Annotated in this window: 18 protein-coding genes; 3 read left to right on the forward strand and 15 right to left on the reverse strand. The window is 69.6% G+C overall.

Annotated elements, in window-relative coordinates:
* Positions 1–252 precede the first annotated feature (252 nt).
* Both FHS38_RS27700 and FHS38_RS35700 read right to left on the reverse strand, forming a co-directional pair.
* Positions 253–1,461 carry a right-handed parallel beta-helix repeat-containing protein gene (locus tag FHS38_RS27700; protein WP_184738095.1) on the reverse strand — a complete coding sequence of 403 codons (1,209 nt, stop codon included), beginning with the start codon at positions 1,459–1,461 and terminating at the stop codon, positions 253–255.
* A gap of 610 nt (positions 1,462–2,071) precedes the next feature.
* Complete coding sequence (locus FHS38_RS35700) at positions 2,072–2,518, reverse strand: hypothetical protein (protein WP_260420978.1); 447 nt, start codon at positions 2,516–2,518, stop codon at positions 2,072–2,074.
* A gap of 462 nt (positions 2,519–2,980) precedes the next feature.
* Here FHS38_RS35700 and FHS38_RS27710 point away from each other — a divergent pair, with 462 nt between their 5' ends.
* The 3 genes from FHS38_RS27710 to FHS38_RS27720 all read left to right on the forward strand — a co-directional run bounded on the left by FHS38_RS27710 (position 2,981) and on the right by FHS38_RS27720 (position 5,972).
* Entirely contained in the window at positions 2,981–3,625 is a 645-nt protein-coding gene (locus FHS38_RS27710) for a hypothetical protein (protein ID WP_260420979.1), read from the forward strand.
* A complete protein-coding gene (locus FHS38_RS27715; RefSeq protein WP_184738100.1) occupies positions 3,622–3,882 on the forward strand; it encodes a hypothetical protein in 261 nt (86 codons plus the stop codon). The genes FHS38_RS27710 and FHS38_RS27715 overlap by 4 nt, the downstream gene beginning before the upstream one ends.
* An 875-nt stretch (positions 3,883–4,757) precedes the next feature.
* The gene (locus tag FHS38_RS27720) at positions 4,758–5,972 is read left to right on the forward strand and encodes a serine/threonine-protein kinase (protein ID WP_311775289.1); all 1,215 of its coding nucleotides are present in this window, start codon (positions 4,758–4,760) and stop codon (positions 5,970–5,972) included.
* Between the two features lie 67 nt (positions 5,973–6,039).
* Here the strand turns inward: FHS38_RS27720 and FHS38_RS27725 are convergent, their stop codons facing one another.
* The 13 genes from FHS38_RS27725 to FHS38_RS27785 form a co-directional block, all read right to left on the reverse strand.
* Positions 6,040–7,083 carry a S66 family peptidase gene (locus FHS38_RS27725; RefSeq protein ID WP_184738102.1) on the reverse strand — a complete coding sequence of 348 codons (1,044 nt, stop codon included), beginning with the start codon at positions 7,081–7,083 and terminating at the stop codon, positions 6,040–6,042.
* A gap of 85 nt (positions 7,084–7,168) precedes the next feature.
* Positions 7,169–7,990, reverse strand: a complete 822-nt coding sequence (locus FHS38_RS27730) for a polyphosphate polymerase domain-containing protein (RefSeq protein WP_184738104.1) — start codon at positions 7,988–7,990, stop codon at positions 7,169–7,171.
* A complete protein-coding gene (locus FHS38_RS27735) occupies positions 7,987–8,619 on the reverse strand; it encodes a DUF4956 domain-containing protein (RefSeq protein WP_184738106.1) in 633 nt (210 codons plus the stop codon). The genes FHS38_RS27730 and FHS38_RS27735 overlap by 4 nt, the downstream gene beginning before the upstream one ends.
* A gap of 234 nt (positions 8,620–8,853) precedes the next feature.
* Positions 8,854–10,197, reverse strand: coding sequence for a PP2C family protein-serine/threonine phosphatase (locus FHS38_RS27740; protein ID WP_376700074.1), 1,344 nt, complete (start codon positions 10,195–10,197; stop codon positions 8,854–8,856).
* Between the two features lie 161 nt (positions 10,198–10,358).
* Positions 10,359–11,711, reverse strand: coding sequence for a crotonyl-CoA carboxylase/reductase (gene ccrA / locus FHS38_RS27745; RefSeq protein WP_184738108.1), 1,353 nt, complete (start codon positions 11,709–11,711; stop codon positions 10,359–10,361).
* 94 nt (positions 11,712–11,805) lie between these two features.
* Positions 11,806–12,036 (reverse strand): MbtH family NRPS accessory protein, encoded by a 231-nt coding sequence (locus tag FHS38_RS27750; RefSeq protein ID WP_184738110.1) that lies wholly within the window; start codon positions 12,034–12,036, stop codon positions 11,806–11,808.
* The gene (locus tag FHS38_RS27755; protein ID WP_184738112.1) at positions 12,036–13,292 is read right to left on the reverse strand and encodes a cytochrome P450; all 1,257 of its coding nucleotides are present in this window, start codon (positions 13,290–13,292) and stop codon (positions 12,036–12,038) included. Before FHS38_RS27755 ends, FHS38_RS27750 begins: the two co-directional genes overlap by 1 nt.
* Before the next feature lie 50 nt (positions 13,293–13,342).
* On the reverse strand, positions 13,343–15,133 hold the full coding sequence (locus FHS38_RS27760) for a beta-ketoacyl synthase N-terminal-like domain-containing protein (RefSeq protein WP_184738113.1): 1,791 nt from the start codon (positions 15,131–15,133) through the stop codon (positions 13,343–13,345).
* Positions 15,134–15,180: 47 nt separating this feature from the next.
* Positions 15,181–17,061 (reverse strand): non-ribosomal peptide synthetase, encoded by a 1,881-nt coding sequence (locus FHS38_RS27765; RefSeq protein WP_184738115.1) that lies wholly within the window; start codon positions 17,059–17,061, stop codon positions 15,181–15,183.
* A complete protein-coding gene (locus FHS38_RS27770) occupies positions 17,058–23,201 on the reverse strand; it encodes a type I polyketide synthase (protein ID WP_184738117.1) in 6,144 nt (2,047 codons plus the stop codon). The genes FHS38_RS27765 and FHS38_RS27770 overlap by 4 nt, the downstream gene beginning before the upstream one ends.
* A 340-nt stretch (positions 23,202–23,541) precedes the next feature.
* Positions 23,542–24,372, reverse strand: coding sequence for a PhzF family protein (locus FHS38_RS27775; protein ID WP_184738119.1), 831 nt, complete (start codon positions 24,370–24,372; stop codon positions 23,542–23,544).
* A gap of 59 nt (positions 24,373–24,431) precedes the next feature.
* Positions 24,432–24,719, reverse strand: a complete 288-nt coding sequence (locus tag FHS38_RS27780; RefSeq protein ID WP_184738121.1) for a DUF1330 domain-containing protein — start codon at positions 24,717–24,719, stop codon at positions 24,432–24,434.
* Positions 24,720–24,756: 37 nt separating this feature from the next.
* Positions 24,757–25,746, reverse strand: a complete 990-nt coding sequence (locus FHS38_RS27785) for an ornithine cyclodeaminase family protein (protein WP_184738123.1) — start codon at positions 25,744–25,746, stop codon at positions 24,757–24,759.
* Positions 25,747–25,761 lie beyond the last annotated feature (15 nt).

Consider the following 25,761-nt stretch of genomic DNA (forward strand, 5'->3'; position numbering starts at 1 on the left):
GTCGAGCGGCGCCGGATCCGCCGACGCCGCAAGGCCCGCTTGAAGGCTGCCGCCCTGGGGCGCTCGCGGGGCGGGCTGACCGCCAAGACACATCGACGCATCTGTCCACCGACCGCCGCTGCCCGGGCGACCTCTTCGGCTTCCTTCGGTGTCAACTCACCATGGCGGAAGAGCAACGTCAGCGGCCAGGTCGGAGTGCCCGACCGCTCACCGTCGAAGGGGTGCCAGTCATCCCCAGATGAAAGGGCGAGGCTAGAGGCAGATGCCGGGAGGGGCCGCGTTCGGACCAATGTTGCCGGTCCAGGTGTTGGCCGTGCCATCGGTGCCGGTGCCGCTGGTGTTGTCGCGGCAGTCGAGCATGCCGTTGCGGCGGGCGACGTTGGACCGGATGTTGTTGCCCCCGTTGCCGCCGGCATCGATTCGGATTCCGTCGCCCGCGTTGTCGTCGGCGATGTTTCCGGAGATGACGGAGTTCGTGAGGGAGTTCGCTGCCACACTGATGCCGTGACCAACGGTGCTTGATTCGGAATTTCTGATGACGTTGCTGGCGATGGTGACGTTGGTGCTGGGCGAAAGGCCGAAGGCGTTGGCCCGCACGCCTAGAAATCCCCTCTCAATGATGTTGGAGGTGATCTTCAAGTTCGTGTTGTTGTCGCCCAAGAAGATCCCGGGGGCGCCAAAGTTGTCCCGGATGATGTTACTCCCTACGCTGGAGTTGCTGGACTTGAAGATGAACGCAAAGGCCCTGTCTTCCAGGGAGGTATTGCTGTTTACTTTGACATTGTCGACTTCTCCGGGAGCCAGCGCGTCCAGAAGGACGCCGGAGTTTTCGTTACCAGAGAAGGTGTTTGTTTCGATGTCCGCCTTTTTCAGGCCCGCGTCTGAGTAGATTCCGCTGCCACTTGCAGAACCTGGTTGATTGTTCTGGCGGATGCAGTTCTGTTCAACCTCGGAAAGGATTGTGCCGCTGGAGTGGAAATAGACTCCGATGACATTGTTCTGGATCATGTTCTGTCGGACTTGGTGGCCTGAGTGTGTCGCACTCGTGACGATGCCATAGCTGGAGGTGTTGTTCTGAACGGTGAAGCGGGAGAATCTGATGCCGTTCTCCAGCAAGCGGACACTGCCTGAACCGCCCGCCGACTGAATGATCGCCTGTCTGGACGGATCCGGAGCTCCGGCCTGGCGGCACGCTGTCCCTGTGGGGGCGGCGGCCGGTCCGATCAACTGCAAATTCGCCTTGTTCACGGTGACAACCTCGTTGTATGTTCCGGCACAGACCCTGATCACATCTCCTGGTGAGGCCGCAGTAATCGCTGCCTGGATCGTGGTGAAAGGTGCGCCCGGGCATTGCACCCCGTTGTCATCCACAACGAGTACGGACTGGGCTGCCTGGCTGGGCACTGCTGAGAATGCCGTAGCCACTGCCACGCCCGCCATGACGAGGACTGTCTTCTTCATAACCTTCTCCTTGGATTTCGGTGCAGCCCACAATCAGGTCGTGCGGTAGCATGGTCGACTAGGTGGCACATGGCTGGCAGCGAAACTAATGGAATCACCTGGAATTGGCAGGACTCCATCAGCTATGCAGATCGAACGAAGAGCGGGTGGTTTCCGCTGATTACGAAGCTAGGTGTGCCACGTTAGGTGTGCAAGCGGTAGCACTCTGTATGTGCCGCTGGGCATGCGACGCCACTGACCCGCCGGGGAGGGCAAGCGCGTGCCTCAGCTCGGAAGGTTGTCGAACGGCGCCGTCCACTGCCGCAGAAGATCAGCCGGTTTCCCGCCCTGGCGGACCGAGGGCGGGCTCAGGATCGCCCGCCCGTGGGCCCGCAGCCTTGCACCTGCTGAGGACGGGATCTTCGCCGATGCTCAGGAAGAGGGCGACGCAGTGGCCTGATCGAATGCGCTTGGTCTGCTCCCTGTTGCGTGCCTCGGCCACCGGTCAGACTTCAGTGGCAAACGGTCAAGGTTCAGGGGCACCGGACAACCAGGGGCGGATCGAAGCGGTGGACCGCCTGGACGTGCACCACGGTCGCGGGGATACCCACCAGCCAGGTATCGCCCGGCTTCAGTGCGGTCTCCTCCGGTTCCGTTCGAAAGATCTCCCACTCGCGGGCCGCGGGTGTTGGAAGCGCCCTCTGGCCGTTCCATCTGATGTTCTCGGCGCCCGCAGCCCCGGCAAGCAGCACTGGCGAAGACCCAGCGGATCAGACCTCAGCCGCCGACGCGACGCCGTCGCGTCCAGGCCCGCGAAAGCGTGCTCGCGCCAGCGGGCAGCCACCGCGTAGCGCCAGCCGCAGGCGACAGCGACCTCGGCGGCCGCGGCGAACGACTCCCGGTCTACCTCCTTGATCAAAGGCTCGGGGCGCACGTCGATCAGCCAGACACCGCGGCGGGTCACCGCGAGGTAGTCAGGGGTGTGGGAGCGGCGCTTCCCGCAGGTCCCGAAGGAGATCTTCAACGGCTGCGAGACGACGTCGACCACATCGCCGGCGCAGTCCATTGCCAGCAACACCCGGCCCTCCTCCAGGCTCTCCGCGCCGTGATGACGGCCAGTGCTGGTCAGGAACCGCAGGCCAGGACGGTGCCGTTGGTCCCGGCGCCAGGTGAAGTGAAGTGCCGCATCGGGAGAGCCACCGGCTCGCGATCTTCGTTTCTGGTGACAGAAAGAGTGCTGAATGAGCGCGTGTGACAAGTCGAATGCCTTGTCGGTGACAACCAGACTGCTCTGACGGCTCCACTTCGCCAGCTCACTCGGCTCGGCAGGTGACAACTCCTGAGCTTCGGCTCATGTGACGGTCCGTCGGAGAGGCGCTCTGGACGGCGGGCCGTCATCAATCCCGACATTGAATGCGAGGCCCTGATGAGCACTCCCGCGCCCCGGCGGCCACACCACCCCCGCACCGGATCTGCCTCGCCAGCGCCGGTCGACTTCGCGAAGGTGGGCCGGAGCTCGGTGCGGCGCCGGGCCCGGGGCATGACGCACGCTGAGGCCGCGGCCGCGCTCGAGGACGCCCGCTTCGATGCCCGGCAGGACTCCCGCCACGAGGACCTGGCCCTCGATGAACGAGGGATGGCGGAGCTCGCTGAGTGGGAGCGTGTTGAAGGGCTGCTGGCCAGGATCGGCGGCGTGTACGACCCGGACGGTGACGTCGTCGTCCAGGAGGAGCGCGCCGCCGAAGCCGCGGCCGCCGCCGCGCGGGAGGTAGAGCTGCGCGAAGCCGACCGGATCGCCACCCGCGCCGATGAGCTCCAGGTGTTGCGCGACCGGGGCGCCCTGGAACAGGCCGAGCCCCGCGAGGGCGACGAAGCCGTCCGCGACGAGCTGACCCGCCGCGCCGGGTCGTACGTGCAGCAGGACGTCGACGCCTGGCTCGCCCGCGCGCTCGCCGCCCACCGCGGCCACTACGCCGACCCGGCCGCCCGCGAAGCTGCCGCCGGCCTGTTGCACCCGCCGGTCCTCGCCCACGCCGCGCTGCTCGCCGCCCTCACCCAGCTAGTCCCCGGCGCCGACGTCGACCAGCTCCCGTTCGCGGCCCGGCTGGCCGCCGCTGACTCCGAGGCCGCCGGCGAGCTCGCGGCGTTCCTCACCGGCGCCGTCACCGCGGGGATCCAGGCATGAACCACGACCAAGAGGTCGTTGCCATCTGGGAAGAGCACAGCGCCATCGGCCACCACTACGAGGAACTGCGCGCCGACGGTACGGTCGACTCCTGGACCGAGCCGCCCTTCGGCGAGACCCGGTACCCCGGCGAAGACGACCCTGACCACAACCCGATCTGCGACTGCCCCGGGCCGTCTCCTCTGGCCTTCTGCCTGGAGTGCGCCAGCTGCGCCGAGTGCGAGCAGTGCTCGTGCAACCGTCCCCGCCTGCTGTGAGGCTCACGCTGAGCGACAACAACACCTCACAACAACCTTCCTGAACACCTGTGAGCTGTGAGCCAAAATAGACCTGTATGCCCTGTTTGCCTATGGGGTAGGAACCTGTTTTCCCTGGTGAACAGGCTCCACGGCCTTCGGCCCCGCTCCTGTGAGGCCCCCGGGTCGGCTGTGGCTTTCCGTGGCCCACGAATCGCGTGCAACCGTGCAACGCGGCCGCGTTCGGGGTGCAACACGCACTGCAACGCGCGAGTGCAACAGGCTTCTGTTGCGGCCCTGACCTGCGATAACACCCCGCATTCCCACCGTGAGCACCGTGTTGCACCTCGGGTTGCACCCTCGGGTTCCAGCTGCTCACCCAGCCTCTGGCCGCGCAGGCCCGGGGGCATGCGCGATCCATCGGGGGCCGACTGGAGCAGCCCCCTCCTGAACAACCAGCCGCGGCTGTGCCCGACCGTGTCATGCTGACGGTCCGTGAGCGTGACACCTGCTGTCACGCTCCCTCGGGAAAGTGTCACGCCGCCTATGATCCTTCCCTGTATGTCCGTTTCTCGGAACCTGGAGGAGCCTCCAGGCCCGGTTTCGCGGGCGGAGCGTGACACATAAAAGTTGATCTCCCGCGCGCCTACGAGCACCACGGAACGTAGTTGTCCTGTGCTATCAAGCTTTGAGCGTGTGCCATCGAACTTTGACGGACGCGAGTTCGTGTCATCGAAGACTGATCACGGAGCGCGGCGTTCCACTGGGCCAGGGGGGGCGGGTGCTTTGCGGGGGCTGGTACTGGGCGGCGGTGAAGGAATGAAGGGAAACCGCTGTGTGATGCCCGCCGTGCGGTGGACCGTGGGAAGTCCTGATGGCGGGAGGCTGGGGGATTCGTGGAGCAGCGGGTGCGAGTTCTCGCCGGGCGGTATCGCTTGTTGGAGATATTGGGCACGGGAGGCTTCGGGGAGGTGTGGACCGCGCACGATCACGTCATCGGGCGCACCGTGGCGGTCAAGTTGCTGCGCGATCCGGGCAGCGCGGAGGCGGTGGCGATGTTTCACCGGGAGGCCCGCACGGCCGGTGGGGTCAACCATCCAGGGATCGTCACCGTGCACGATCTAGGCCAGGACGTAGACGGCACCCTGTTCCTGGTCATGGAGCGTCTACACGGCCGCGACCTGGCTACCGTCCTGTCGGACACTGGACGCCCTCTCGATGTCGACCTGATTGTCGAGTGGGCGGGACAGGTCTGCGCGGCTTTGGAGGTCGCACACGCGGCGGGCATGGTCCACCGCGACCTCAAGCCAGCGAACCTGTTCCTGACCACCGACGGGCGGGTGAAGGTTCTCGACTTCGGGATCGCCCGCTATATCGACTCCGCGTCCGCCACCGCCAGTAGAGTCTTCGGCACCCTGGCATACATGGCGCCGGAGAGGCTGAGCGGCCGTGCCGGCGACCATCGCGCGGACCTGTACTCCCTCGGTTGTGTCCTCTACGAACTCCTCACCGGGCGAACACCACTGTCCGGGATCGAGGGAGACGCCCTCGACCAGGTGGGGCTTCCCCAGGCTTTTGAGCATCTTGTCTCAGATCTCCTGGCGAAAGACCCTGACGACCGACCCGCGAACGCGGCCATCGTCCACGAGCGACTCCGGGCACTTCCTCCCCGGTCGGCACGGTCCTCCGGCCGGCCGCCCGGTCACCGTGACAATGCGGCCGGCGCAGGCGCGCTCCGACGGAGCGAGTTGCCTCCGCCTCCCGCGCCACGGTCACCGGCCCGCTGGATGGCGGTCTCCTTGGGTCTGGTCGAGGATGAGCACTTCCTGTCCGACGGGGAGCTGCCACCGTTCCCGTTTTGGTTCACGGTCACGACCCGGCTAAATACCGTTATCCCAAGCAGGGAGCAAAGCCCCGAATCAACCTACGTCGACCATGGCATCCAGCTGGTCCCGCAACAGTGGTATCTGGCGGTGGGCTTCGCCGTACCGAAAGACCGCTCGCGTCGTAGCGGCCTGTTTGTGAGGACGCCGCACGGGCGGACGGTGATCCTGCGGGACCCCCGAAAGGTGCGCCCCGGACCTCAGGCGATCATCGACGAAGCACCGTGAGAGCCCGTTTAGTCATCAGACTTCGATGGCACACGATCAAGATTCGGTGGCACAGGACAACTGCCGGTCAGTAGGTGACGAAGATCCGCCGCGCGGGCCCGTCCACCCGGATGCGCCCTCCGACGGGGATCACCATCTGCGGATCGGTGTGGCCGAAGTCCACGTCGAACACCACCATGGCGTCGGGGGCGTACTGACGCAGAGCGCGCAGCACGGCCTCCCGCTGCTCCCGACGGAAACGCGCCTTCTCCTCCCCGCCGAGCCGCTTCTCGAAGGACCAGCTCTTCGCCCGGCCTACCAGTACGGCCGGGAACTGCTCCAGGAGCCCGCGTTCCCCCATGTTCCGCAGGATCCAGAACACCTCCCGGGCGGCGGGCATGTCCTCGGACGTCTCCAGGAAGAGCACGTCGCCGCGGTAGGAGGCCGACGGCCGTACTTCGCGGTCGGCCATCAACAGCCAGGACAGGATCTCCAGATTGCCGCCCCACCCGGCCCCCTCGACGACCCGGTCCGCCTGGAACCAGGTCCAGCCCTCGGCGGGCTCCATCTCCGGTTCGCTCTCGAACGTCCGCGGTTCCTCCCAGGGGCGGTCCACGTCCCTGGAGGTATGCGGGGCGGTGAGTTCGTACGCGCCCGAGGTGAACAGGGCTGCCCGCAGGGAGTCGGCGGTCAGCCGATGCATCGCGCCGGGGCGCCCGAACTCGGCCATCACCGAACCGCCGTGGTAGGAGACCATGCCCAGTTCGCGGAGGAAGAGCAGCAGGTTGGTGTTGTCGCTGTAGCCGAAGAACGGCTTCGGATGCGCGCGGACGAGGTCGCGGTCGAGGTGGGGGAGGACCGTGATCTGGTCGTCACCGCCGATGCTGGTGATCACGGCCGTGATCTCGGGATCCGAGAAGGCCGCGTGGATGTCGGCCGCCCGGTCCTCGGGCGACGACCCCATCCGGCGGGTGGCCGGGTACTCGACGGGCTTCAGCCCGAAGTCGTCCCGCAGTCTGCGCAGCCCCAGCTCGTACGGCAGGGGCAGCAGGCCGGGCAGGCCGGACGAGGGGGACAGCACCGCGACGAGGTCGCCGGGGCGGGGCTTGGCGGGGTACTGGGGAGCCGTCATCGGCAGATCGTAGACGTCAAGTGGGCCTGGTGGCAGTGGATTTACGCCCGGTGGGGGACGGCTCCGTGCGGCTCGTGAGCCCCTCTCACGACCCGGCGTCGAACGCGCGACGCGCGGCGCGGCGCCAGCGGTTGGCGGGGAGGGCGGGGCGCAGGGCCGCGAACGCGCCGCAGTACTTGGTGAAGACGGCCGGCCGTACGCCGTAGGAGTGCAGCAGGAGGTCCGCCTCGGTGAGGTGCCCCGCCGTCTTCGTCTCGACCAGGACGAGGCCCGTGTCGCAGCGCACTGTCCGGCCCGCGCGCAGGTCCTCGCAGACCAGCCCGGCGTCGCAGGTGATGCGCTCGCCGTCGGCCACCAGGGTCGCGCGGAGATAGTCGGTGCTGAGGGACGGGTGCAGCGTGGCGGGGGAGTCGATGCCGTAGGCGTGGTGGAGGGTGTCGGCGAGGAAGGTCCGGAAGTGGCCGTCGAGCGGGGTGTCCTCGCCGGTCAGCGGCGCGCGGTGCTTGACGGTGTCACCACGTCGGCCTTTGAGCTTGATCTCGAACTGCCGCTCTCCCGAGTCCTGGTACACCCGCTCGCGGATCTTGAAGCGAAGCCGTCGCCCCTGCCGGTGGTCGTGGAAGGAACGGAGCCCGGGGGTGTCGTAGTAGACCGAGTGGTACCGGAAGGTGCGGCGGCCGTCGATGGCCAGGGCGCGGAACGGGCCGCCGGGCCGCCGGGGGTCGGTCAGCCGCTCGACCATCCGCAGATAGATGTCGACGGGCACGAGATAGCTGCGGTCGAAACGGGCGAGCAGTTCGGCCCGCTCGTTGACCTCGGCGAGGGAGATGGCTCCGGTGCCGTGGGCCGCCTCGCCGATGGCCCGCACGGCCGCTGCCGCCGGCGGCGCCTGCGCGATGGTGGTCATGCCGCCTCCCACGCGGGAGCCGCGGCGCGTACGGTCTCCGACGGCTCGGCCCGGCGGGTGTCCGCCCCCGGCTCGGGCTCGCGGTAGCGGACGTCGACGACCGTCAGATCGCGGACGAAGTCGACTTCCATGACCGTCCAGTTCAGGGGCTCGCCGAGGCGGCGGGCGAGATCGGCGCGCAGGGCCGCGGGGTCGCTGTGGACGGCGTCGAGGGTGACGACCGTGCGGCGGGAGCGGGCGAGCAGCCGGGGGTGGTCGGCGCCGTAGATGACGAGGAGCAGCAGGGCGCTCAGCGCGGCCGCGAGGGAGAACGCCAGATGCGGCAGCCCGCAGATGAGGCCGAGGACGAGCGTGGTGAAGTAGTAGGCGACCTCCTCGTGCTGGACGGAGTCGGAGCGGAGCCGGATGATCGACAGCACGCCGAAGAGCCCGAAGCCGAGCGCGGTGCCACCGTTGCCGCCCACCTCCGCGAGGGCCGCGACGACGGTGAACAGGGCGACGTTCAAGGCCAGGTAGGCCGGTACGAGGTCGCGCCGCCGGTGTCGCGGGTAGTAGATGGCGAAGGTCAGCAGGCACACGGCGGCGAGGTCGAGCCCCAGATGTGCGGCGAGGTGTCGTAGGGAGTCCATGGCTTCGCTCTCTCTGTACGTTCGAAGGAATGCGGACGTAGAGAGAACTCTGGGTGAACGAGTGCACACATGTGAGTGAACATTGCGGATCGTTGACGGAACCGGATGAGGACTGTCCGGAAGGACACCCGTCCTGTCGCATTCGACGTTCTTGCGATGCCGTGCCCCACCACTCACGGCGGCCCCACACAGTGAAGGCGGGCCGCCGTGCACCCCCCCCCCGCGCCCGGTGGCTCAGTCCGCGGCCGGCGCGCGCAGGGCGAGGATGGCCATGTCGTCGTGCCCGTCGCTCGGCCGCGCCGCGACCACGGCCTCGCCCAGCGACTCCAGGGGCAGCCGGGCGTGTGCCGCCGCCACCTCCGCGACCGTCCGCAGCCCCTCTTCCGGATCGCGGCCCGGGTGTTCGACGAGACCGTCGGTGAACATCAGCACCGTGGCCCCCGGGGGCAGCACGTGCCGGTGGTCGTGGCGGGCGAAGGTGGTGTCGACCCCGATCGGTACGTCGGGCCGGCCCTCCAGGTAGCGCGCGTCGCCGTCCGCCGTGACCACCAGCGGCGGCGGATGACCGGCGCTGCTCCACACGATCGACCACCCGTCGTCGTGCGGTTCGAGCCGGGCCAGGCAGACGGTCGCCATGGTGGGTTCGGCGACGGCCTGCAGAGTGCGGTCGAGCCGGCCCAGCAGCTCGCTGGGCAGCACGCCCGAGTCGTAGGCGAGGGCGCGCAGCATATTGCGGACCTGCGCCATGGCGGCGGCCGCCCGTACGTCGTGGCCGACGACATCGCCCACGATCATCGCCCGGGCTCCGTCGGGCAGCAGGAACGCGTCGTACCAATCGCCTCCGATCAGGGCCGGTTCGGCCGCGGGCCGGTACAGGGACCAGGACGTGAAGGGCGCGAGTTCGGGCAGGCTCGGCAGCAGCAGCCGCTGGAACTGCTCGGCCGCCGTACGGACCTGGCCGTAGAGCCGGGCGTTCTCGATGGCCACGCCCGCGGCGCCGGCGAGCGCGATCACGACGGCCTCGTCGTCGGCGTCGAACGGCTTGCCGTCCCGGCGATCGGTCAGATACAGATTGCCGTAGACACGGCCGCGCACACCGATGGCGACCCCGAGCAGCGTGGTCATCGGGGGATGGCCCGGCGGGAAGCCCGCGGACCCCGGGTGGGTGGTGATGGTGTCGACCCGCAGCGGACGCGGATCGCTGATGAGCAGGCCCAGCAGCCCCAGCCCGTGCGGGAGCGCCACCCCGGCCAGCCGTTCGTTCTCCTCCTCGTCCAGGCCGACGGGGATGAACTCGGCGAGCTCCGTCCCCTCCTCGTCGAGCACCCCCAGCGCGCCGTAGCGGGCATCCACCAGGTCCATGGCAGTGGTCACGATGCGACGCAGCACGACAGGCAGTTCCAGCTCGCCGCTGATCGCGAGTACGGACCCCAGCAGCCCCCGCATCCGCTTCTGGACGCGGGCGAACTCGGCCGGCTGCTCACCGGCCCACGCGGGGTTCGCGTCCAGGAGCACCCGATGGCTCGGGAGCCCGTACCGTGACTCTTCTTCGTCTGCTTCCGGTTTGCCTGTCACCACTGGTCAAGGGTAGTGAGTCCGTGCCCGCACGGGGGCGGGTTGCCGTAGGTCGGGCGTGTGAGCTTGACCCGCTCGGCGCAGCGCGAGCCGTTCCCCCCCCCCCCCCCCCCCGGGGCGCGCCGGAGGTGAACCTCCCACCACGCCCCGCGGGCTCCGGGCCCTCAGGTCCCGCTGGTACGAGGGGTGAGTCCCCGCAACGGGTTGAGCCGGTCCTCCCCGATGCGCGCGCGCAGCTCGGGGTCGGTCACTCCGAGCCCGGTGCGCGGCGCCATGCACAGCACCGCGATCTTGCCCACCTGCCGGCTGGTCTGCACGACACGGCACGCTTCCGCCGCGTCGGCCAGGGGATAGACGGCCGACATGGCCGGTACGACGTCCCCGCGCTCGAACAGCCGATGGGTCTCCCACTGCTCCTGGAGGTTGGCGGCGTGACTGCCGATGATCTTCTTGAGCCGCATCCACAGGTAGCGGTTGTCGAAGGAGTGTTGATACCCGGAGCTCGAACCGCAGGTCACCACGGTGCCGCCGCGTCGCGCCACGAACACGGAGATGCCGAAGGTGGCACGGCCGGTGTGCTCGAACACGATGTCCGGCTCGCGGCCGGCCCGTTCGATGATGAGCTTGCCGAGCCGCTTGCCCGCCTCGATCACCTGCTGCGGGTCGTCGCTCAGGTCATTGGTGATGCCCAGCTCGGCGCGATTGATCACGATGTCGCAGCCGAGTGCGCGCACCGCTTCCGCCTTGCGCTCGGAGCTGACGACCGCCACCGGAACGCCGCCGCCGTTCTTCACGAACTGGATCGCGTACGCGCCCAGTCCGCCCGCCGCACCCCAGATCAGGACGATGTCGCCCTGCTTCATCCGGGCGCCCCGGTCGCTGACGAGCATGCGGTAGGCCGTTCCGGCGCACAGCGGGTTGCTCGCGGCCTCTTCCCACGTCAGATGCGCGGGCTTGGGGACCAGCTGGCTCGCCCGTACGACGCCGTACTCGGCGAGCGCCCCGAAGTTCGTCTCGAATCCCCAGGCCCGCTGCTCCTCGCCCAGCACCGCGTCCGCCTGCGAGGCGGGCTCCTGGTCGTCCGCCTGGACGGGGTGGACCACGACGTGGTCGCCCACCTTCCAGCGTCGCACCCCGGAACCCGTGCGCACGACGACGCCGGAGCAGTCCGACCCGACGACGTGGTACGGCTGGTCGTGGCGCGTGGCCCAGCCTCCTTGCCGGGCGTTCTGCTTCAGGAAGCGGAAGGTCGGCAGCGGCTCGAACATGGCCGACCACACGGTGTTGTAGTTGATGGAACTGGCCATCACCGCGACCAGGACCTCGTCCGGCGCGAGTTCCGGCAGGGGCACGGTGCCGAGGCGGAGCGATTTGCGGACGTCCTTGTCGGCCACCCCGTCGAACATGTCGACGTCCTCGGCCCGCAGATGCAGAGCCAGGTAGTCGTCGGGCAGCGGAGCGTTCTCGATCTCCTCGGCCGACGCGCCGTTCAGCACGGCATCGGACAGCTGGCTCATGCTCGTCTCCTCGTCTCCACGGAACTCTCCTCGACTCGGGCGTCCTTGCCCGCGAGGCATCTCGAAATGGTCTTGTCGACGGATGTGAACGGCACTATCGCTCGGCCCCGGCCCGCTCGACCGGCCCCAGTTCGGTCCAGTTCCGCTCGATGTGGTCCAGCGCGGCCTCCCGGTCGGTACCGGGAACGACGACGCTCCAGCCGTCGGGGAGGTCCAGGTACGGTCGCCAAAGGGCGTATGCGCCCTGGCTGTTGACGACCACCTGCCAGTCGCTGTCACCCGCCTGCGAGTCGCCGGCACCCGCGTCGAATGGATTTCCGGTCATCACTTCGCCCCGCTCAGGTTGTCGTCGCGTGCCAGTCCGGCACGGTCCGGGTGGAACCGCACCGGCAGGCTGTGGAAGCCGTTCAGAAGGTTGGAGCGAACCCGCGGCGCCTCGCCGGTCCGCTCGAAGCCCACGGTGAAGTCCCGCAGAGCCATGAGAAGTTCGGATATCTCGATCCTGGCGAGATAGGAGCCGACACAGAAGTGGGGGCCGTAGCCGAACGCGATCTGTCTGTTGGGCGTACGCCCCAGGTCGAACACGTCAGGCTGGTCGAACACCCGCTCGTCCCGGTTGGCGGAGGAGTGCCACAGGGTCACGATCTCGTTCTTCGCGATGCGGACACCCTCGATCTCCGTGTCACGCACCGCGGTCCGGCCGAAGTGCATCGACGGGGACGCCCACCGCAGCACCTCGTCGACGGCGGTGTCGATCCCGCAGTCCCCGTCCTTGAGCCGTCGCCACTGCTCCGGATGCGCGGCGAGCGAGTACACGCTGTCGATCATGGTCAGTCGGCTGGTCTCGTCACCGCCGATGATCAGGCTGTAGCAGTTGAGGACGACGTCCTCGTCGCTCAGCGGCGCCCCGTCGACCGTGCTCTGAGCCAGCGTGCTGATCAGATCCTCGCCCGGTGCTGTGCGCCGCTCCTCCACCAGATCCTGGAAGTAGAGCAGGATCTCGTTGCGCGCCATCGCCGACTCCTCCTCGTCGATGGCGTCGTCATCGGCGCTCAGGGCGGTCTTCGTCTGGGTGAGGAGGAAGTCGCGATCGCTCTCGGGTACGCCCAGCAGATTGGAGATGGTGGTCATCGGGATGCGGCTGGCGATCTCCAGGGCGAAATCGCAGTCGCCGCGTGCGACCGCTTCCCGGACCAATTGACGGGTGTTGGCCCGCACCGCGTCCGCCACGGGTTTGAGCACCCGTGGCCCCAGGGCCCGCAGCAGGATCTTGCGCAACTGCTCGTGCCGCGGGCCGTCGGTGACCGCGAGCATCTTTCCCGCTCCCGCGTCGCCGCCCTCCAACAGGGTCACGAGGACATTGCCCCGCTCCGAGGTGAAGTTCTCGTCGTCGCGGTGGACGGCCATGATGTCCGCATGGCGCGACAGCACCCAGAACCCTCGCCGCTGCCGCGTCGGCGGATTCCATCGAACGGGGCTGGTGTCCCTCAGGGTGCGCCAGAACTCGGTGAGATCGTGGTCCGCGAAGGTGGCGGGGTCGGCGAGGTCGACCGTGTCGGTGGTGACCGTTGTGGCATTCATCGCGATGCTCCGGCTGTTCGGGCCAAGGGAGAGGTCGACATGTCCGGTGGTCACCAGCTGGTGCGCCAGAAGCGCCGGCGCGCGAACGGATAGCTCGGCAGGGGCACGCGGTGGCTCGGCTCCCCCTCGTGCAGGACGGCGAAGTCCACCCGTTGGCCCCGCGCCCAGGCCTCGGCGAGCCCGAAGAGCGTCTCCTCGTCGTGGCGCGCGTCGTCGGTGGCCGGCACGAGACCGCCGTCGGTGCGCCGGAAACCGGAAAGGTCCACCTGTCGCGCCGAGCCGCTGGAGGTCACCCGACCGCCGGTGCCGGCCGAGAGGGCCTCGAGCAGTTCACCCTTGGTGCTCACCACGGCCGCCCAGCGCCGGTCCATGATCCGGCGTCCGAGGTTGAGACTGAAGCAGATGTCGTCGAGCCGCGCCCCGGGATGCCGGACCATCCACTCCCGCAGGGCCGCGCGCCGCTCGGCCAGCCCCCGGTCGTCGAGCGCGGAGAGCGTGACGAGCCTCGCCGCCCTGGACTCGGGCTCCCGGGCGGGCAGGGCCGGCGGTTCCTCCAGCACCAGGTGCGCGTTGTAGCCACCGCCACCGAGTGCGGTGATGCCCGCGCGCCGGATGCCGGCCTTCGGCGCCCAGTCCGCGCCTTCCAGCTGGGGTACGAAGGGGGAGTGGGGGAAGTCGAGCTCCTCGTTCACCTCCGTCAGGTTGATCGTGGCGACCAGCTTCCGGTGGTAGAGGGACAGCGCTGCCTTGACGGTGCCGGACCCGCCCGCGGCCACTCCCGCGTGGCCGATGTTCCCCTTGACCGAGCCGATGGAGGTGGTGCCGGTCTCCTTGCCGAGCGCCATCTGCGCCGCGCGGACCTCCAGCCCGTCGGTGATCGGCAGGCCGAAGGTGTTGGCCTCGTACAGCGACACGCTGTCCGGGGTCACGCCGCCGACGTGCATGGCGTTGGCGATGCAGGCGCTGAGCCGCTCGGGTTGGGCGAAGCCGTACGACAGCGCGCTGGCACCGTTGTTGTTGATGGCCGACCCCTTCACCGTCGCGTAGATGTGATCGCGATCGGCGACGGCCTGCCGCAGCGGTTTGAGCAGGAGCGTCGCCACACCGCTGGCGAGCCGCGTTCCCGTGCCCTTGGCGTCGAACGGACGGCAGTGGCCGTCCCGGGACGCGATGCGGCCCTCTTCCCACAGGTAACCGCGGCGCTGGGGCAGCCGGACCATGACCCCGCTCGCGACGGCCATGTCCGTCTGGCCCAGCAGGAGCGACTGGCACGCGAGGTGCACCGCGTAGTGGAACCCGGTGCACACCGCCGTCAGGGTGACCGCCTCGCCCGTCAACCCGAGGTAGTAAAGGGCGTTCGAGGTCATCGTGTCCGTGAACCAGGCGTTGCTGCGGTCCATCACCTCGGGGCCGACCGAGACCCAGTCGGGCGGGGAGCTGTACTGCGCCGGAGTCATGGGATTGGCTCCCGCGTAGACGCCCACCTCGCCCCCGACGCGGTCCGGGTCGTAACCGGCGTCCTCCAGGACGTCCCAGACGCTCTCCAGGAAGATGCGGTGCTCCGGCGTCATCAGCGTCGCCACGTGGTCCGGGATGCCGAAGACCGAGGGGTCGAACTCGTCGTAGCCGTCGAGCGGCGCGCAGGCCCGTACGTATGCCGGGTTGTTGACCAGCGCCTGATCCACCTCGATCTCCTCCTTGCGGAGGAAGGTGATGGACTCCCGTCCGTCGACGAGGTTCTCCCAGAACTGCTCCTTGTCGCGCGCGCCGGGATAGCGGCACGCGATACCGATGATCGCGACGTCGCCGTCGTCGTATTCCTGCTCAGGGGTTTCGTTCATCAGCCTCAAGATCTCCAATGGACCAGGATGTTCACGGTGGGGACGGCTCAGCCGCCGGACGGCCTGCCCCGGCCGCGCACGACGGAACGGCGGGCCGTGGCACGGCGCCTCGCTTCCGTGATCGCGTCGGGAGTGGCACCCTGCTCCTCGGTGTCCAGCCACGTGCCGAGCGACGCGATGTCACGGAACCGGAAGAGATCCGACACCCCGACTCGTCTGCCGAACCGCTGACCCATCCGCTTGGCCAGCCGCACCAGCAGCAGCGAGTTGCCCCCGAGGTCGTAGAACGCGTCGCGCACACCGATGGTCTGCGGCGCACGGTCGAGGATCTCGGCCCAGAGCTCGACCAGGGCCACCTCGGTCGGGGTACCGGCCGCCTCCACCGCCGTCGGCGCGTCGGGCGTCGGAGGTTCCGGCAGGGCCGCCCGGTCGAGCTTGCCGTTCGGCGACACGGGGAGCGCGGCGAGGAACACCACCGTCTCGGGGACCATGTAGTCGGGCAGTGCCCCGTTCAGCCGGTCCGTGATACGGGACTGGAGGGCGGAATCCAGCCACGGGCCGCGGTCGGCGGACTCCCCGCCCCGGCCATCGTGCGGCACGACGTACGCCACCAGCGAGCCCGCGTCCTGCTGCCCGTCGGCCGCGCGCACCGAGACCGCCGCCTCCCGTACCTCGGGGCAGCCGGACAGCCACGCCTCGGCCTCCTCCAGCTCGATGCGGTACCCGCGTACCTTCACCTGGTGGTCCGCGCGCCCTACGAACTCCAGTTCGCCACCGGGCACGAACCGGGCGATGTCACCGGTGCGGTACATGCGTTCGCCGACGAGATGCGGATCCGGTACGAAGCGTTCGGCGGTCAGCCGCGGCCGATTGAGGTAACCCCGGGCCAGGCCCGCGCCGCCGAGGTACAGCTCGCCCGCCTCCCCTTCCGTCAGCGGACGCAGCTTCTCGTCCAGGACGTAGAGCCGGGCGGTGGACGAGGGCGTGCCGATCGACGGCTCGCCGGGCTCGCCGCGTGCGACGAGCTTGAACGTGCAGAAGACGGTTCCCTCGGTGGGCCCGTACCCGTTGAAGACCCGCTCCACCTCCGTCCCGTCGTACACCCGGTCCACGAGCCGGCGGCGTACCGTCTCCCCGCCGAGGACCACCGATCGCAGCCCGGGTGGCACTCCGCCGGCGTCGAGCAGGCTCGCCATGACGGACGGCACGGTGTTGAGGTGGGTCACCCGGTTCAGATGCGGGCTCTCCGGGAGGTGGACCGCGCTCTCCAGCAGCACCACGCCGCCGCCCCGGGAGAGCGGGGCGAAGATCTCCATGACCGCCAGGTCGAAGCAGACGGAGCTCACGGCCGCGACACCGCTCAGGTCGCACTCCGCGAAGATCCGGTCTGCCTCGGACAGCATCGCCGCGCAGCTGCTGTGCCGGATCGGCACTCCCTTGGGCCGGCCCGTCGAACCGGACGTGTAGATCAGATAGGCGGAGTCGCCCGGAACGGTGGCGACGGGCCGGTCCGTACCGCCCGGACCGCCTGCGGTCCCGGCGGCGTCGCCGAGCACGAGCACCGTGGGCCCCTGCGGGCAACGGTCCCGCGACGCGACCGAGGTCAGCAGCAGCCGGGTACCGCTGTCCTCCACCATGAAGCGCAGCCGCTCGTCCGGGTACTTGGGGTCGAGCGGCAGGTAGCAGGCGCCCGAGCGCAGGATCCCCAGGATGCCGACGAGCAGGCTCGGGGTGCGCTCGACGCAGATGCCGACGGCAACCCCGGCGCGCGCGCCCTCGGCGACCAGCCGTTCGGCCAGGAGCGCCGACTGCCGGTCGAGTTCTCCGTAGGTCAGCACCCCCGCGTCGGAGAAGACCGCCGGTGCGTCCGGGGTCTTCGCGGCGTGTTCCAAGAACCTGCCGTGAAGGGTGTCAGCAGTAGGTGTCACAGGTCCGTCTCCTCCGGCCGGTCGTCCACGGGAAGGTGCTCAAGTGCCAGGTCCGGCTGGTCGATCGCCTGGAAGAGCACGGAGCGGAAGCGCTCCAGCAGCATGGTCACGGTCTCTCTTTCCACAAAGTTCGGCTTGTACTGGACCTGGCCGACCACCTCGTCGGAGACATCAGCCATCGTGATCTCCAGGTCGAATTTCGCGATGTCCCGCCGTAGGGGAAGCGGGACGAGCGGCAGCGCCCCGGAGGGCTTCTCGGGCTCACCGACGCCGTGGAAGAGCGTGTTGGCGTAGGTGAACGCGTCGCCGGAGAGCCAGTTGACGGCGAAGTCGAACCAGGGTGGACGTCCGTCGGCCCGGGGCGGATTGAGCTCCGACACCAGCAGGTCCAGGGGGTAGTCCATGTGCTTCAACAGGCCGAGCGAGAACGTGTGGACCTCACCGAGCAGTTGACGGAAACTGCCGGCGCCACTCGGCCGGGCACGTACCAGCACCGTGTTGAGGTAGTATCCCACCGCGGACTCCCGGCCCGCCTCACCACGCTGCGCGATGGCCGTGGCGACCACGGTGTCCTCGGTGCCGACCACCCGGTTCAGCGTCGCGAAGAAGCCCGTCAGTACGAGGGTGCTGATCGAAACGCCCTCCCGCACCGCGAAGGCCTTCAGCCGGCGCGCCTCCTCGGCGCCCCACCGGAACGTCAGGTCCTCCCCCTCGTATCCGACCCCGGGGGGCCGCTGCCCGGCCGGTGCCACGGCCCCGGCCGACCGCTGCGGCAGGTCGAGGTGGGCCGGAGGCGCGGACAGGCGTTCCGACCACCAGTGCAGCGCCTCTTCGGCCTCCGCGCCCTGGAGCCACGCACACTCCCAATCGACGAAGTCCGTGTAGGGAGCCACCGGCTCCTGGGGCGCCAGGTCCCCGTGCAACGCCCGCTCGTAGTACTCCCGCAGATCGCCTACCACGATGTCCACGGAGGCGGCATCGGCGGCGACATGATGGATGACCAGCAGCAGGTGGTTGTCCTCGGCCCCGCGGGACACCAGCACCGCCCGGAGGATGGGGCCCTGGTCGAGGTCGAGCGGTCGGTGTCCGTGCTCCACGAGCAGGTCGCGCACCGCCTCGTCGTCGAGCCCCGAGCCGTCGACCGTCAGGAACTCGTACACCGGCTCCGCCAGGATCAGCTGGTAGGGCCGTCCGCCCGTCTCGACGAAGAGGGTGCGCAGCGCGGGGTGCCGCTCCACCACCGCTCGTACGGCCCGCTCCAGGGCCCGCTCGTCCACCACGGCGGGGATGCGCGCGGCGCACATGAGGTTGTAGGCCACGCCGTCGGGCGACAGCTGCTGCATCAACCAGATCGAGCCCTGCCCGTGCCCGGTGGGCGCCAGCTCGAAGGACCGCTGCTCCAGCGCGGACCGCAGGCTCTCACGCGCGGGCACCGCGTCGGCCGGAGCGTCCAGCAGCTGCCTCGCGACGAGTTCGTCCAGCAGTTCTTCCGCGTCCTCGTCCGTCAGCTGTGCGACGGCGGATGTCCGGTCGTACGTCTTCGCCGGCTCCGCCGCATCGTCGCCCGCGGCTGTCCCCTCCCGCCGGTCGACGAGCTCGAGAAGATGATCGAGCAGGTCCCGTACGGTGCGGCCGTCGAGGAACTCCACCGGCGACACCCGGTGCCCGAAGAGCGTCTGCATCCTGTTGCTCAGGCGGATGGCCAGCATGGAGTCCAGTCCGAAGTCCCGCAACCGGGTCTGGGGGCCGAACATCCTGGGCGGCACCCCGAGCACCTCGGCGATCTCGCCGAGGATCACGTCCCGCGGCGCCCGGCTCACGTCCGGGTCCGCCGGGGCCGTGCCGGTCCCGGGCGGCCGCGGCGCCTCGGTGGCGGTGCCGGCCTCGCCCCGGCCGTGCGATGCCGTCCCCGTCCCCAGCCAGTAGCGGTCCTTCTGCCAGCGGACGAGCGGTGTCTCGACCACCTGCGCGCCGTCCGGGAACAGCGTCGCCGGCGACAGGGGCACGCCGTGCGCGAACAGGGAGGCCGCGGAGCCGAGCAGGCTGCGGATGTCGCTCTCGCCCCGCCGCAGGGATGCGACCACATGGACGTGGGCTCCATGGGCCAGTGCCGTCTCCTCGACGGCGCCTCGCAAGGTTCCGTGCGGGCCGATCTCGATGAAGGTGTCGACGCCGCCCTCGACGAGCGCCGCGACCGCCGGGGCGAACCGCACGGGATTGCGGAGGTTGTGCGCCCAGTAGTCCGCGTCGACACGGGGGTCCACCACACCGTCGAGCGCCGTGGAGTGGAACGGCACCTCGAACGGCCGGGGTGTGACGTCCTCGAGCGCCTCGCGCAGCGTCGGCAGGATCGGGTCCATCAGCACGCTGTGCCCCGCCCGCTCCACACGGATGGAACGCGTCGGTATCCCCGCGCGCCGCAGATCCTCTTCCAGGGCGCGGACCGCGTCGGGCGCGCCGGAGACGGCCACGCTGGTGGGACTGTTGTACGCCGCGACGGAAGCGCGTCCCTCGTAGCGGGCGAGGTAGGGGAGGACGTCGTCCGACAGCTCTACGACGATCATGGCGCCCGGGCCGGACCCGTGCTGGATGAGGTGCGCGCGGGCGACGGCGATCCGGGCCCCGTCCTCCAGCGACAGCGCGCCGCCCACGCAGGCCGCGGCCACCTCGCCCACGCTGTGCCCGAGGAGCGCCGCGGGCTGCACGCCGAGATCGGTCCACAGCCGCGCCAGCGCGACGTGGAGCGCGAACAGCACGGGCTGTTGTATGTCCACCGCGTCCAGACGCGACGTCTCCGGTGGCGCCACCAGCTCGTCGATCACCGACCAGCCGGCCACGGCGCGCACAGCGGTGTCGCAGGCTTCCATCCGCTCCCGGAAGCCGGCGTGCCACGTGAGCAGTTCGCGGCCCATGCGCGGCCACTGCGTCCCGCTCCCGGAGAAGACCAACGCGACCCGCCCCCCGCCGCCGCCCTCGGCCGTGCCCCGCACGAGGTCGGTGTGCGGCTCGCCGGCGCTGACCCGCGCGAGCCCGTCGAGGAGGTCCTGGCGGTCACGTGCCAGGATCGCCACGCGGTGTGGGTGGTGGGTGCGCCGGTCCGCGAGGGTGTAAGCGAGATCGGGAACCCCGAGGCCGGGCTCGCGCTCGACGTGATTGGACAGTTCGCGGCAGGTGTCGAGCAGGGCTTCCGCCGAGCGGGCGGTCACCGGCACGAGGTGCACCCGCCCCGCCGGCTCGGGCGTGCGCTCGGCGCGGGCGAACGCCCCCCGCCGGCTCGGCGCGAGATGGCGGCCTCGTACCCCGCAGACGAAGGCGTCGGCGGTGACGGGAAGCCCGGCGGCGTGCAGCTCGCCCAGTGCACAGAGCAGGCTCCAGCCGTCGTCCGTGCCGCGCTGGAGCGTGGGGAGGCAGCTGACCGGATGCCCCGCGAGGGTCTCGCGCACCGGCTTCAGCAGCACCGGGTGGGGGCCCAGTTCGATGACGGCGTCGACGCCGTGCTCCGCCATCGCCTCTACGGCACCGGTGAGTTCGCTCCGCCCTCGGACGTTCTCCACCCAGTAGTCCGGGCCGAGGAGGTCGCCGCCGGCGATCTGCTTCCCGGTGACGGTGGAGATCATGGGAATGCGCGGCTCGACCGGCTTGATCCCTTCGAGCGCGGCGCGTAACGGGGCCAGTACGGGGTCCACCAGGGGCGAGTGCGACGCGTACCCCATCCGTACCCGGTGACAGCTCACGCCGTCCGCCGCGAGCCGCTCGGCCAACGCCTGGAGCGCCGCGGTCCCGCCCGAGACCAGCACGGACGTGGGGCTGTTGTGCCCCGCCAGGGTGAGGCCTTCGGCGGCGACGAGATACGGGGCGAGACGGTCCGCCTCGGCCATGACCACCATCGTGTCTCCGAGGCCCACGGCATGCCGCTGCACGAGCCGCGCGTGGTGCACGGCCAGCAGGGTCGCGTCCTCGAAGTCGAGGGCCCCGGCGATGTGGGCCGCGGCGAACTCGCCGATGCTCTGGCCGAGCACCAGATCGGGTTCCACGCCCAGCGAGCGCCAGGCGTCCGCGAGGGCGATCTGGAGGGCGAACAGGAGCGGTTGGACGACCTCCATGTCATCGAGCCGGGAGTGTTCCCCGTCCGCGAGCAGCTGGTCGACCACGGAGAAGCCCGCCAGCTCCCTGATGCGTGCGTCCGCGCGCATCAGGGACCGGCGGAACGCGGGCATCCCCGCGAGCAGTCGTCTGCCCATCCCCAGCCACTGGCCGCCGGTGCCGGAGCACAGGAAAGCCACCCGCGGCTTCCTCGCACCGCTCTCACCCACTGCCAGCCCCGCGTGGGCGCGGTCGGCGGCGAACGCGTCGAGCTGTGCACGGAGTTCGGTCCGGTTGCGGGCAGCAGCCGCGAGCCGGAACGGGCCCGTACCGCGCGTGTCGAGTGCCTGCCGGCACATGGCCGGCAGATCCGTCGTGGCATCGTCCGCCAGCTCGGCGCGGAGTTCGGCGACCCGGTCGGAGAGCGCCTGCGGGGAGTCCTCGGCCAGCAGCAGGAGCGAGCTCTCCGGGTGGGGGAACTCCTCGGCGACGACGTGGCAGTTGGTGCCGCCGAAGCCGAAGGCACTGACACCCGCCCGGCGCGCGTCCGACCGTCGTGGCCATGCTGTGGTCCGGTCCTGGACCCGCAGACGGGCCTCGGCGAAGGAGATCTGCGGGTTGGGACTGCTGTAGTGCAGACTGGCCGGGAGAACGCCGTTGCGCAGGGCGAGGGCCACCTTGACGAGACCGGCGACACCCGCCGCGGGTTCGAGGTGCCCGATGTTCGTCTTCACCGACCCGATCCGCAGGGCGTCCTCGGGCGCGCGGCCACGGCCCAGCACGGTCCCGAGGGCCTTCGCCTCGATCGGATCTCCCAAGGGGGTGCCGGTGCCGTGGCACTCCACGTAGTCCACCAGAGACGGTGAGACGCCGGCCCGCCGGTAGGCCGCGCGCAGCAGGGCTTCCTGGGCGCGGGGGTTGGGGGCGGTGAGCCCGTTGCTCAGACCGTCGTTGTTGACCGCGCTGCCGCGGATGAGGCAGTACACGGGCAGCCCGCGTTCCAGCGCCACCCGCAGCGGCGCGAGGACGACCACGGCCGCCCCCTCGGAGCGCACGGCGCCGTCGGCGCGCGCGTCGAACGCCTTGATACGGCCGTCGGACGACAGTGCCCCGGTCTGGTTCATGGCCAGAAAATGGTCGGTGAAGAAGCTCAGGTTCACCCCGCCGGCGAGGGCCAGCTCGCTCTCTCCGGCCCGGATCGCCTGACAGGCGAGGTGCACCGCGACGAGCGAGGCCGAACAGGCCGTGTCGACGGCCATGCTGGGCCCCTGCAGCCCGAGGACGTAGGAGACACGGTTGGCGATGATGCTGTTGTGCATCCCCGTTGCCGTGTGGGGCCCGATGTCCTGCCGCGAACCGCTCTGGTGCGCCATCGCGGCGTAATCACTCCAACTGGAGCCCATGAAGACGCCGGTGTCGCTCCCGACGAGGCCGCCCGGTGGAACACCGGCATCCTCCAGCGCCTCCCACGCCAACTCCAGCACCAGACGCTGCTGGGGATCCATGGAAACGGCCTCACGCGGTGAGATCCCGAAGAAAAGCGGATCGAACATGTCGATGTCGTCGAGGTACCCGCCCCAGCGGAACGCGGTCGTCTCACCGTCGGGTCCCAGACGCTCTCGGCGCCGAGGACGCACCGTGTCCACGGCGTCCCGTCCGTCCACGAGCAGTTGCCAGTACGACGACGGGTCCGCCGCTCCGGGAAGCCTGCACCCGATCCCGACGAGAGCCACCGGCTCCTGCGGACCGTACGTCCTCGTCGGATGCCGCTCCCCGTCCGCTGCGGAATCGGCGTCGTCGCGAGGGCCTCGGGCAAGGGCAAGGGACAGCCCCTCCAGCGTCGGGTGGTCCCACAGCAAGGTGACCGGCACCGGCCTTGCGAGAAATTCCGACAAGGTGGCGACAAGCGCAGTGGACTTCAGCGAGTCCAGCCCGTACCGGTGAAGTGGTGCCCATCGGTCCACCTCGCCCCGGGGCACGCCCAGCAAGTCCACGAGCCGAGAAAGAAGGAAATCTCTGATCTCATGGATACTGCGCGGAACGGAATCAGCTGACATGTCTCTTCCCTAGTACTTCTCAAGCAACGGAAGGGGGTTGGCCGAGTCGACCGCCATCGCACGGAAACGCTGCTGACCGGCGGAAATGGGCATCTTCCACATCGCCCACCCGCAACTATTCGCCAGAGCAAGCCGATCTTCAAACGCACTTTGTCGATGCAGTGGAACACTTCATGTGATGCTCGATCACACAGGTTCGGGCACAGGCGAAGTCACCAGGTGACAGGGAGACCGTGAACACCGTGGGAAAGCGGGCTCTCGCGGAAAGCGATCTCTTCGAAAGGGACGGCGAGCCGCAGTCCGGGCAGACGCTCGAGTCCTTTGGTGGATGACTCCGGCATCACACGTGAACGGTGCCGCGGACACACGTGACGCTCTCGCCGCCCGTCCACACCTCACCGCCGTGAGCCTCCACGGTGAGCACGCCCTGGCGCCCCAGGCAGGCGCCCTGACCCGCCCTGTAGGAGTGTGGGGCAGCGCCGGTGCCGATGAGCCACTGGGCGATGCCCGCGTGCAGACTTCCGGTCACCGGGTCCTCACGCACACCGGCCGGCTGGGCGAAGGCGCGCACCTCGAACCGCAGGCGTGAACCTTCGGGGTAAGCGCCGACGACGCCGAGCATCAGATCGCGCATGTGCCACTCGTCCGGATCCAGGGCCAGCACCTCCTCGGCCGCGGCCAGCTGGACGGCGGCCCAGCCCGGGCCGTTGTCCACCCACTGGTGGGCGATGATCCGCTCCCGGTCGATGCGCAGCCCCCGTGCGATGCGGTCGAGGTGCGCAGGGTCCAAAGGGCCGCCACGCCGGAGACCGGGGGCGCGGAAACTCAGGCCGGTGCCGGACCGCCGTACTTCGACCAACCCGATCCCGCACTCCTGCGTGAGTTTCCCCGGCGACTTCGGGACGCCGCCGGATTCGAGCCACGCGTGGGCGGAGCCGAGTGTGGGATGGCCCGCGAACGGGATCTCCCCGCCCGGTGTGAAGATGCGCAGCCCGTAGTCGGCCTCGTCGGACGTGGGCGGGACGACGAACGTCGTCTCGGACAGGTTGGTCCATGCCGCGAGCCGGGCCATGTCCTGGTCGGAGACTCCGTCGCCGTCCAGGACGACCGCGACGGGATTGCCGAGATAGGGCGTCTCGGCGAACACGTCGACCTGCGCGAAGGAACGCATGCGCCGGCCGGACGGCTCAGCCGTGTCCCTGCGACGGAGGTCGTGCCGCGGCCGCGGGGTCACTCGCCCTCCACCAGGATCAGGTCCATGTGGGTGCCGTCGCGGAGGGGCACGATGGCGCGGTACTCGGGCGAGGCGTACCAGCGGCGGGCGTGGTCCGCCGTCGGAAACGCCATCACCGAAAGATGTGTGGGCTTCCAGTCGCCCTCCAGCGCCTCGAACTCGCCGCCACGGATCATGAACCCGCCGCCGAACAGCTCCAGTGTGCGGAGCACTTTCGCGCGGTACTCCGCCATGCGCCGTTCGTCGCCGATGACTCCGACATTGCCGATCAGTAGTGCCGTCATGTGAAGGACTCTGCTTCCGGTTGGATCCTGGTGGGTTTCAGCAGGCGAAGTCGGTCACGGTGCCGATGCCGAGCCGCTGTGCGGCGCGGACGACGGCAAACCCGGACGCGACGTCCTGTGCCGCCATCCCCAGCGATTTGTAGAGCGTGCGTTCGGTGGGACGGGTACGGCCGGGGTGCTTGCCGAGCAGTACCTCGCCGATCTCGGGCAGCTGCCGGTCGGCCGGTACCAGACCTTCCTCGACCGGACCGCTGATCTCGGAGGACTCACGCAGGGCACCCTCCCGGCTGTCCACGAACACCGAACAGGACGCCACCGCGTGCGAGTCGAGTTCGCGTTTGCCGGGCACGGAAGAACCGACGGCGTTGACATGGACCCCGTCGGCCAGGTCCTCCGCCCGCACCACGGGATCGGTCGTGTCCACCGTCGTACACACCAGATCGGCGCCCCGCAACGCGTCGGCGGGCGTGTTCACCAGCTCGACGTCGACGTCGACCCGCGTACGCGCCCACTTCAGGAACTCCTCGGCCCGCACGCGGCCGCGGTTCCAGAGCCGTATCCGGTGTATGCGCCTGATCTCGTTCAACGCGAGAAGATGGCTGCGCGCCTGGGCGCCGGCGCCGATCAGGGCCAAGTCGCCGGCGTCGGGCCGAGCCAGGGCATCGGTCGCCACGGCGGACGCTGCGGCCGTCCGCAGCGCGGTCACCGCCGCTCCCTCCATCATGGCCAGGGGCTGCGCGGTCTCGGGATCGAACACCACCACCACACCCACGTGCGTCGGCAGGCCGCGAGCGGTGTTGCCGGGGGCGTGCAGCACCGCCTTGAGACCGTAGCCCGAGTCGGACTCGCCGGTGACGTGGCACGGCATGGTGGCGAAGAGCGAGGCGTCCCGGCCCGACGCCAGCACGGTGCGGACCGGCTGGACGACATCGCCCCCGCTGTAGCGGCGCATCACCTCGGCCACCACCCGGTACGCCTCAGCCACCGGGAATGCCTCCCGTACCTGATCTCCGCTCAACAGCAGCATGGGATCTCCTTCACT

Origin of the sequence: Streptomyces netropsis (assembly GCF_014203545.1) — a bacterium.
Taxonomy (GTDB): Bacteria; Actinomycetota; Actinomycetes; order Streptomycetales; family Streptomycetaceae; genus Streptomyces; species Streptomyces netropsis.

Coding starts and splice junctions, on each gene's coding strand:
- FHS38_RS27775 (WP_184738119.1), bottom strand. CDS start 24,372: ATGCGTTCCTTCGCGCAGGTCGACGTGTTCGCCGAGACGCCCTATCTC.
- FHS38_RS27710 (WP_260420979.1), top strand. CDS start 2,981: ATGACGCACGCTGAGGCCGCGGCCGCGCTCGAGGACGCCCGCTTCGAT.
- FHS38_RS27700 (WP_184738095.1), bottom strand. CDS start 1,461: ATGAAGAAGACAGTCCTCGTCATGGCGGGCGTGGCAGTGGCTACGGCA.
- FHS38_RS27785 (WP_184738123.1), bottom strand. CDS start 25,746: ATGCTGCTGTTGAGCGGAGATCAGGTACGGGAGGCATTCCCGGTGGCT.
- FHS38_RS27735 (WP_184738106.1), bottom strand. CDS start 8,619: ATGGACTCCCTACGACACCTCGCCGCACATCTGGGGCTCGACCTCGCC.
- FHS38_RS27780 (WP_184738121.1), bottom strand. CDS start 24,719: ATGACGGCACTACTGATCGGCAATGTCGGAGTCATCGGCGACGAACGG.
- FHS38_RS27715 (WP_184738100.1), top strand. CDS start 3,622: ATGAACCACGACCAAGAGGTCGTTGCCATCTGGGAAGAGCACAGCGCC.
- FHS38_RS27760 (WP_184738113.1), bottom strand. CDS start 15,133: ATGAACGAAACCCCTGAGCAGGAATACGACGACGGCGACGTCGCGATC.
- ccrA (WP_184738108.1), bottom strand. CDS start 11,711: ATGAGCCAGCTGTCCGATGCCGTGCTGAACGGCGCGTCGGCCGAGGAG.
- FHS38_RS27730 (WP_184738104.1), bottom strand. CDS start 7,990: ATGACCACCATCGCGCAGGCGCCGCCGGCGGCAGCGGCCGTGCGGGCC.
- FHS38_RS27725 (WP_184738102.1), bottom strand. CDS start 7,083: ATGACGGCTCCCCAGTACCCCGCCAAGCCCCGCCCCGGCGACCTCGTC.
- FHS38_RS27750 (WP_184738110.1), bottom strand. CDS start 12,036: ATGACCGGAAATCCATTCGACGCGGGTGCCGGCGACTCGCAGGCGGGT.
- FHS38_RS27770 (WP_184738117.1), bottom strand. CDS start 23,201: ATGTCAGCTGATTCCGTTCCGCGCAGTATCCATGAGATCAGAGATTTC.
- FHS38_RS27755 (WP_184738112.1), bottom strand. CDS start 13,292: ATGAATGCCACAACGGTCACCACCGACACGGTCGACCTCGCCGACCCC.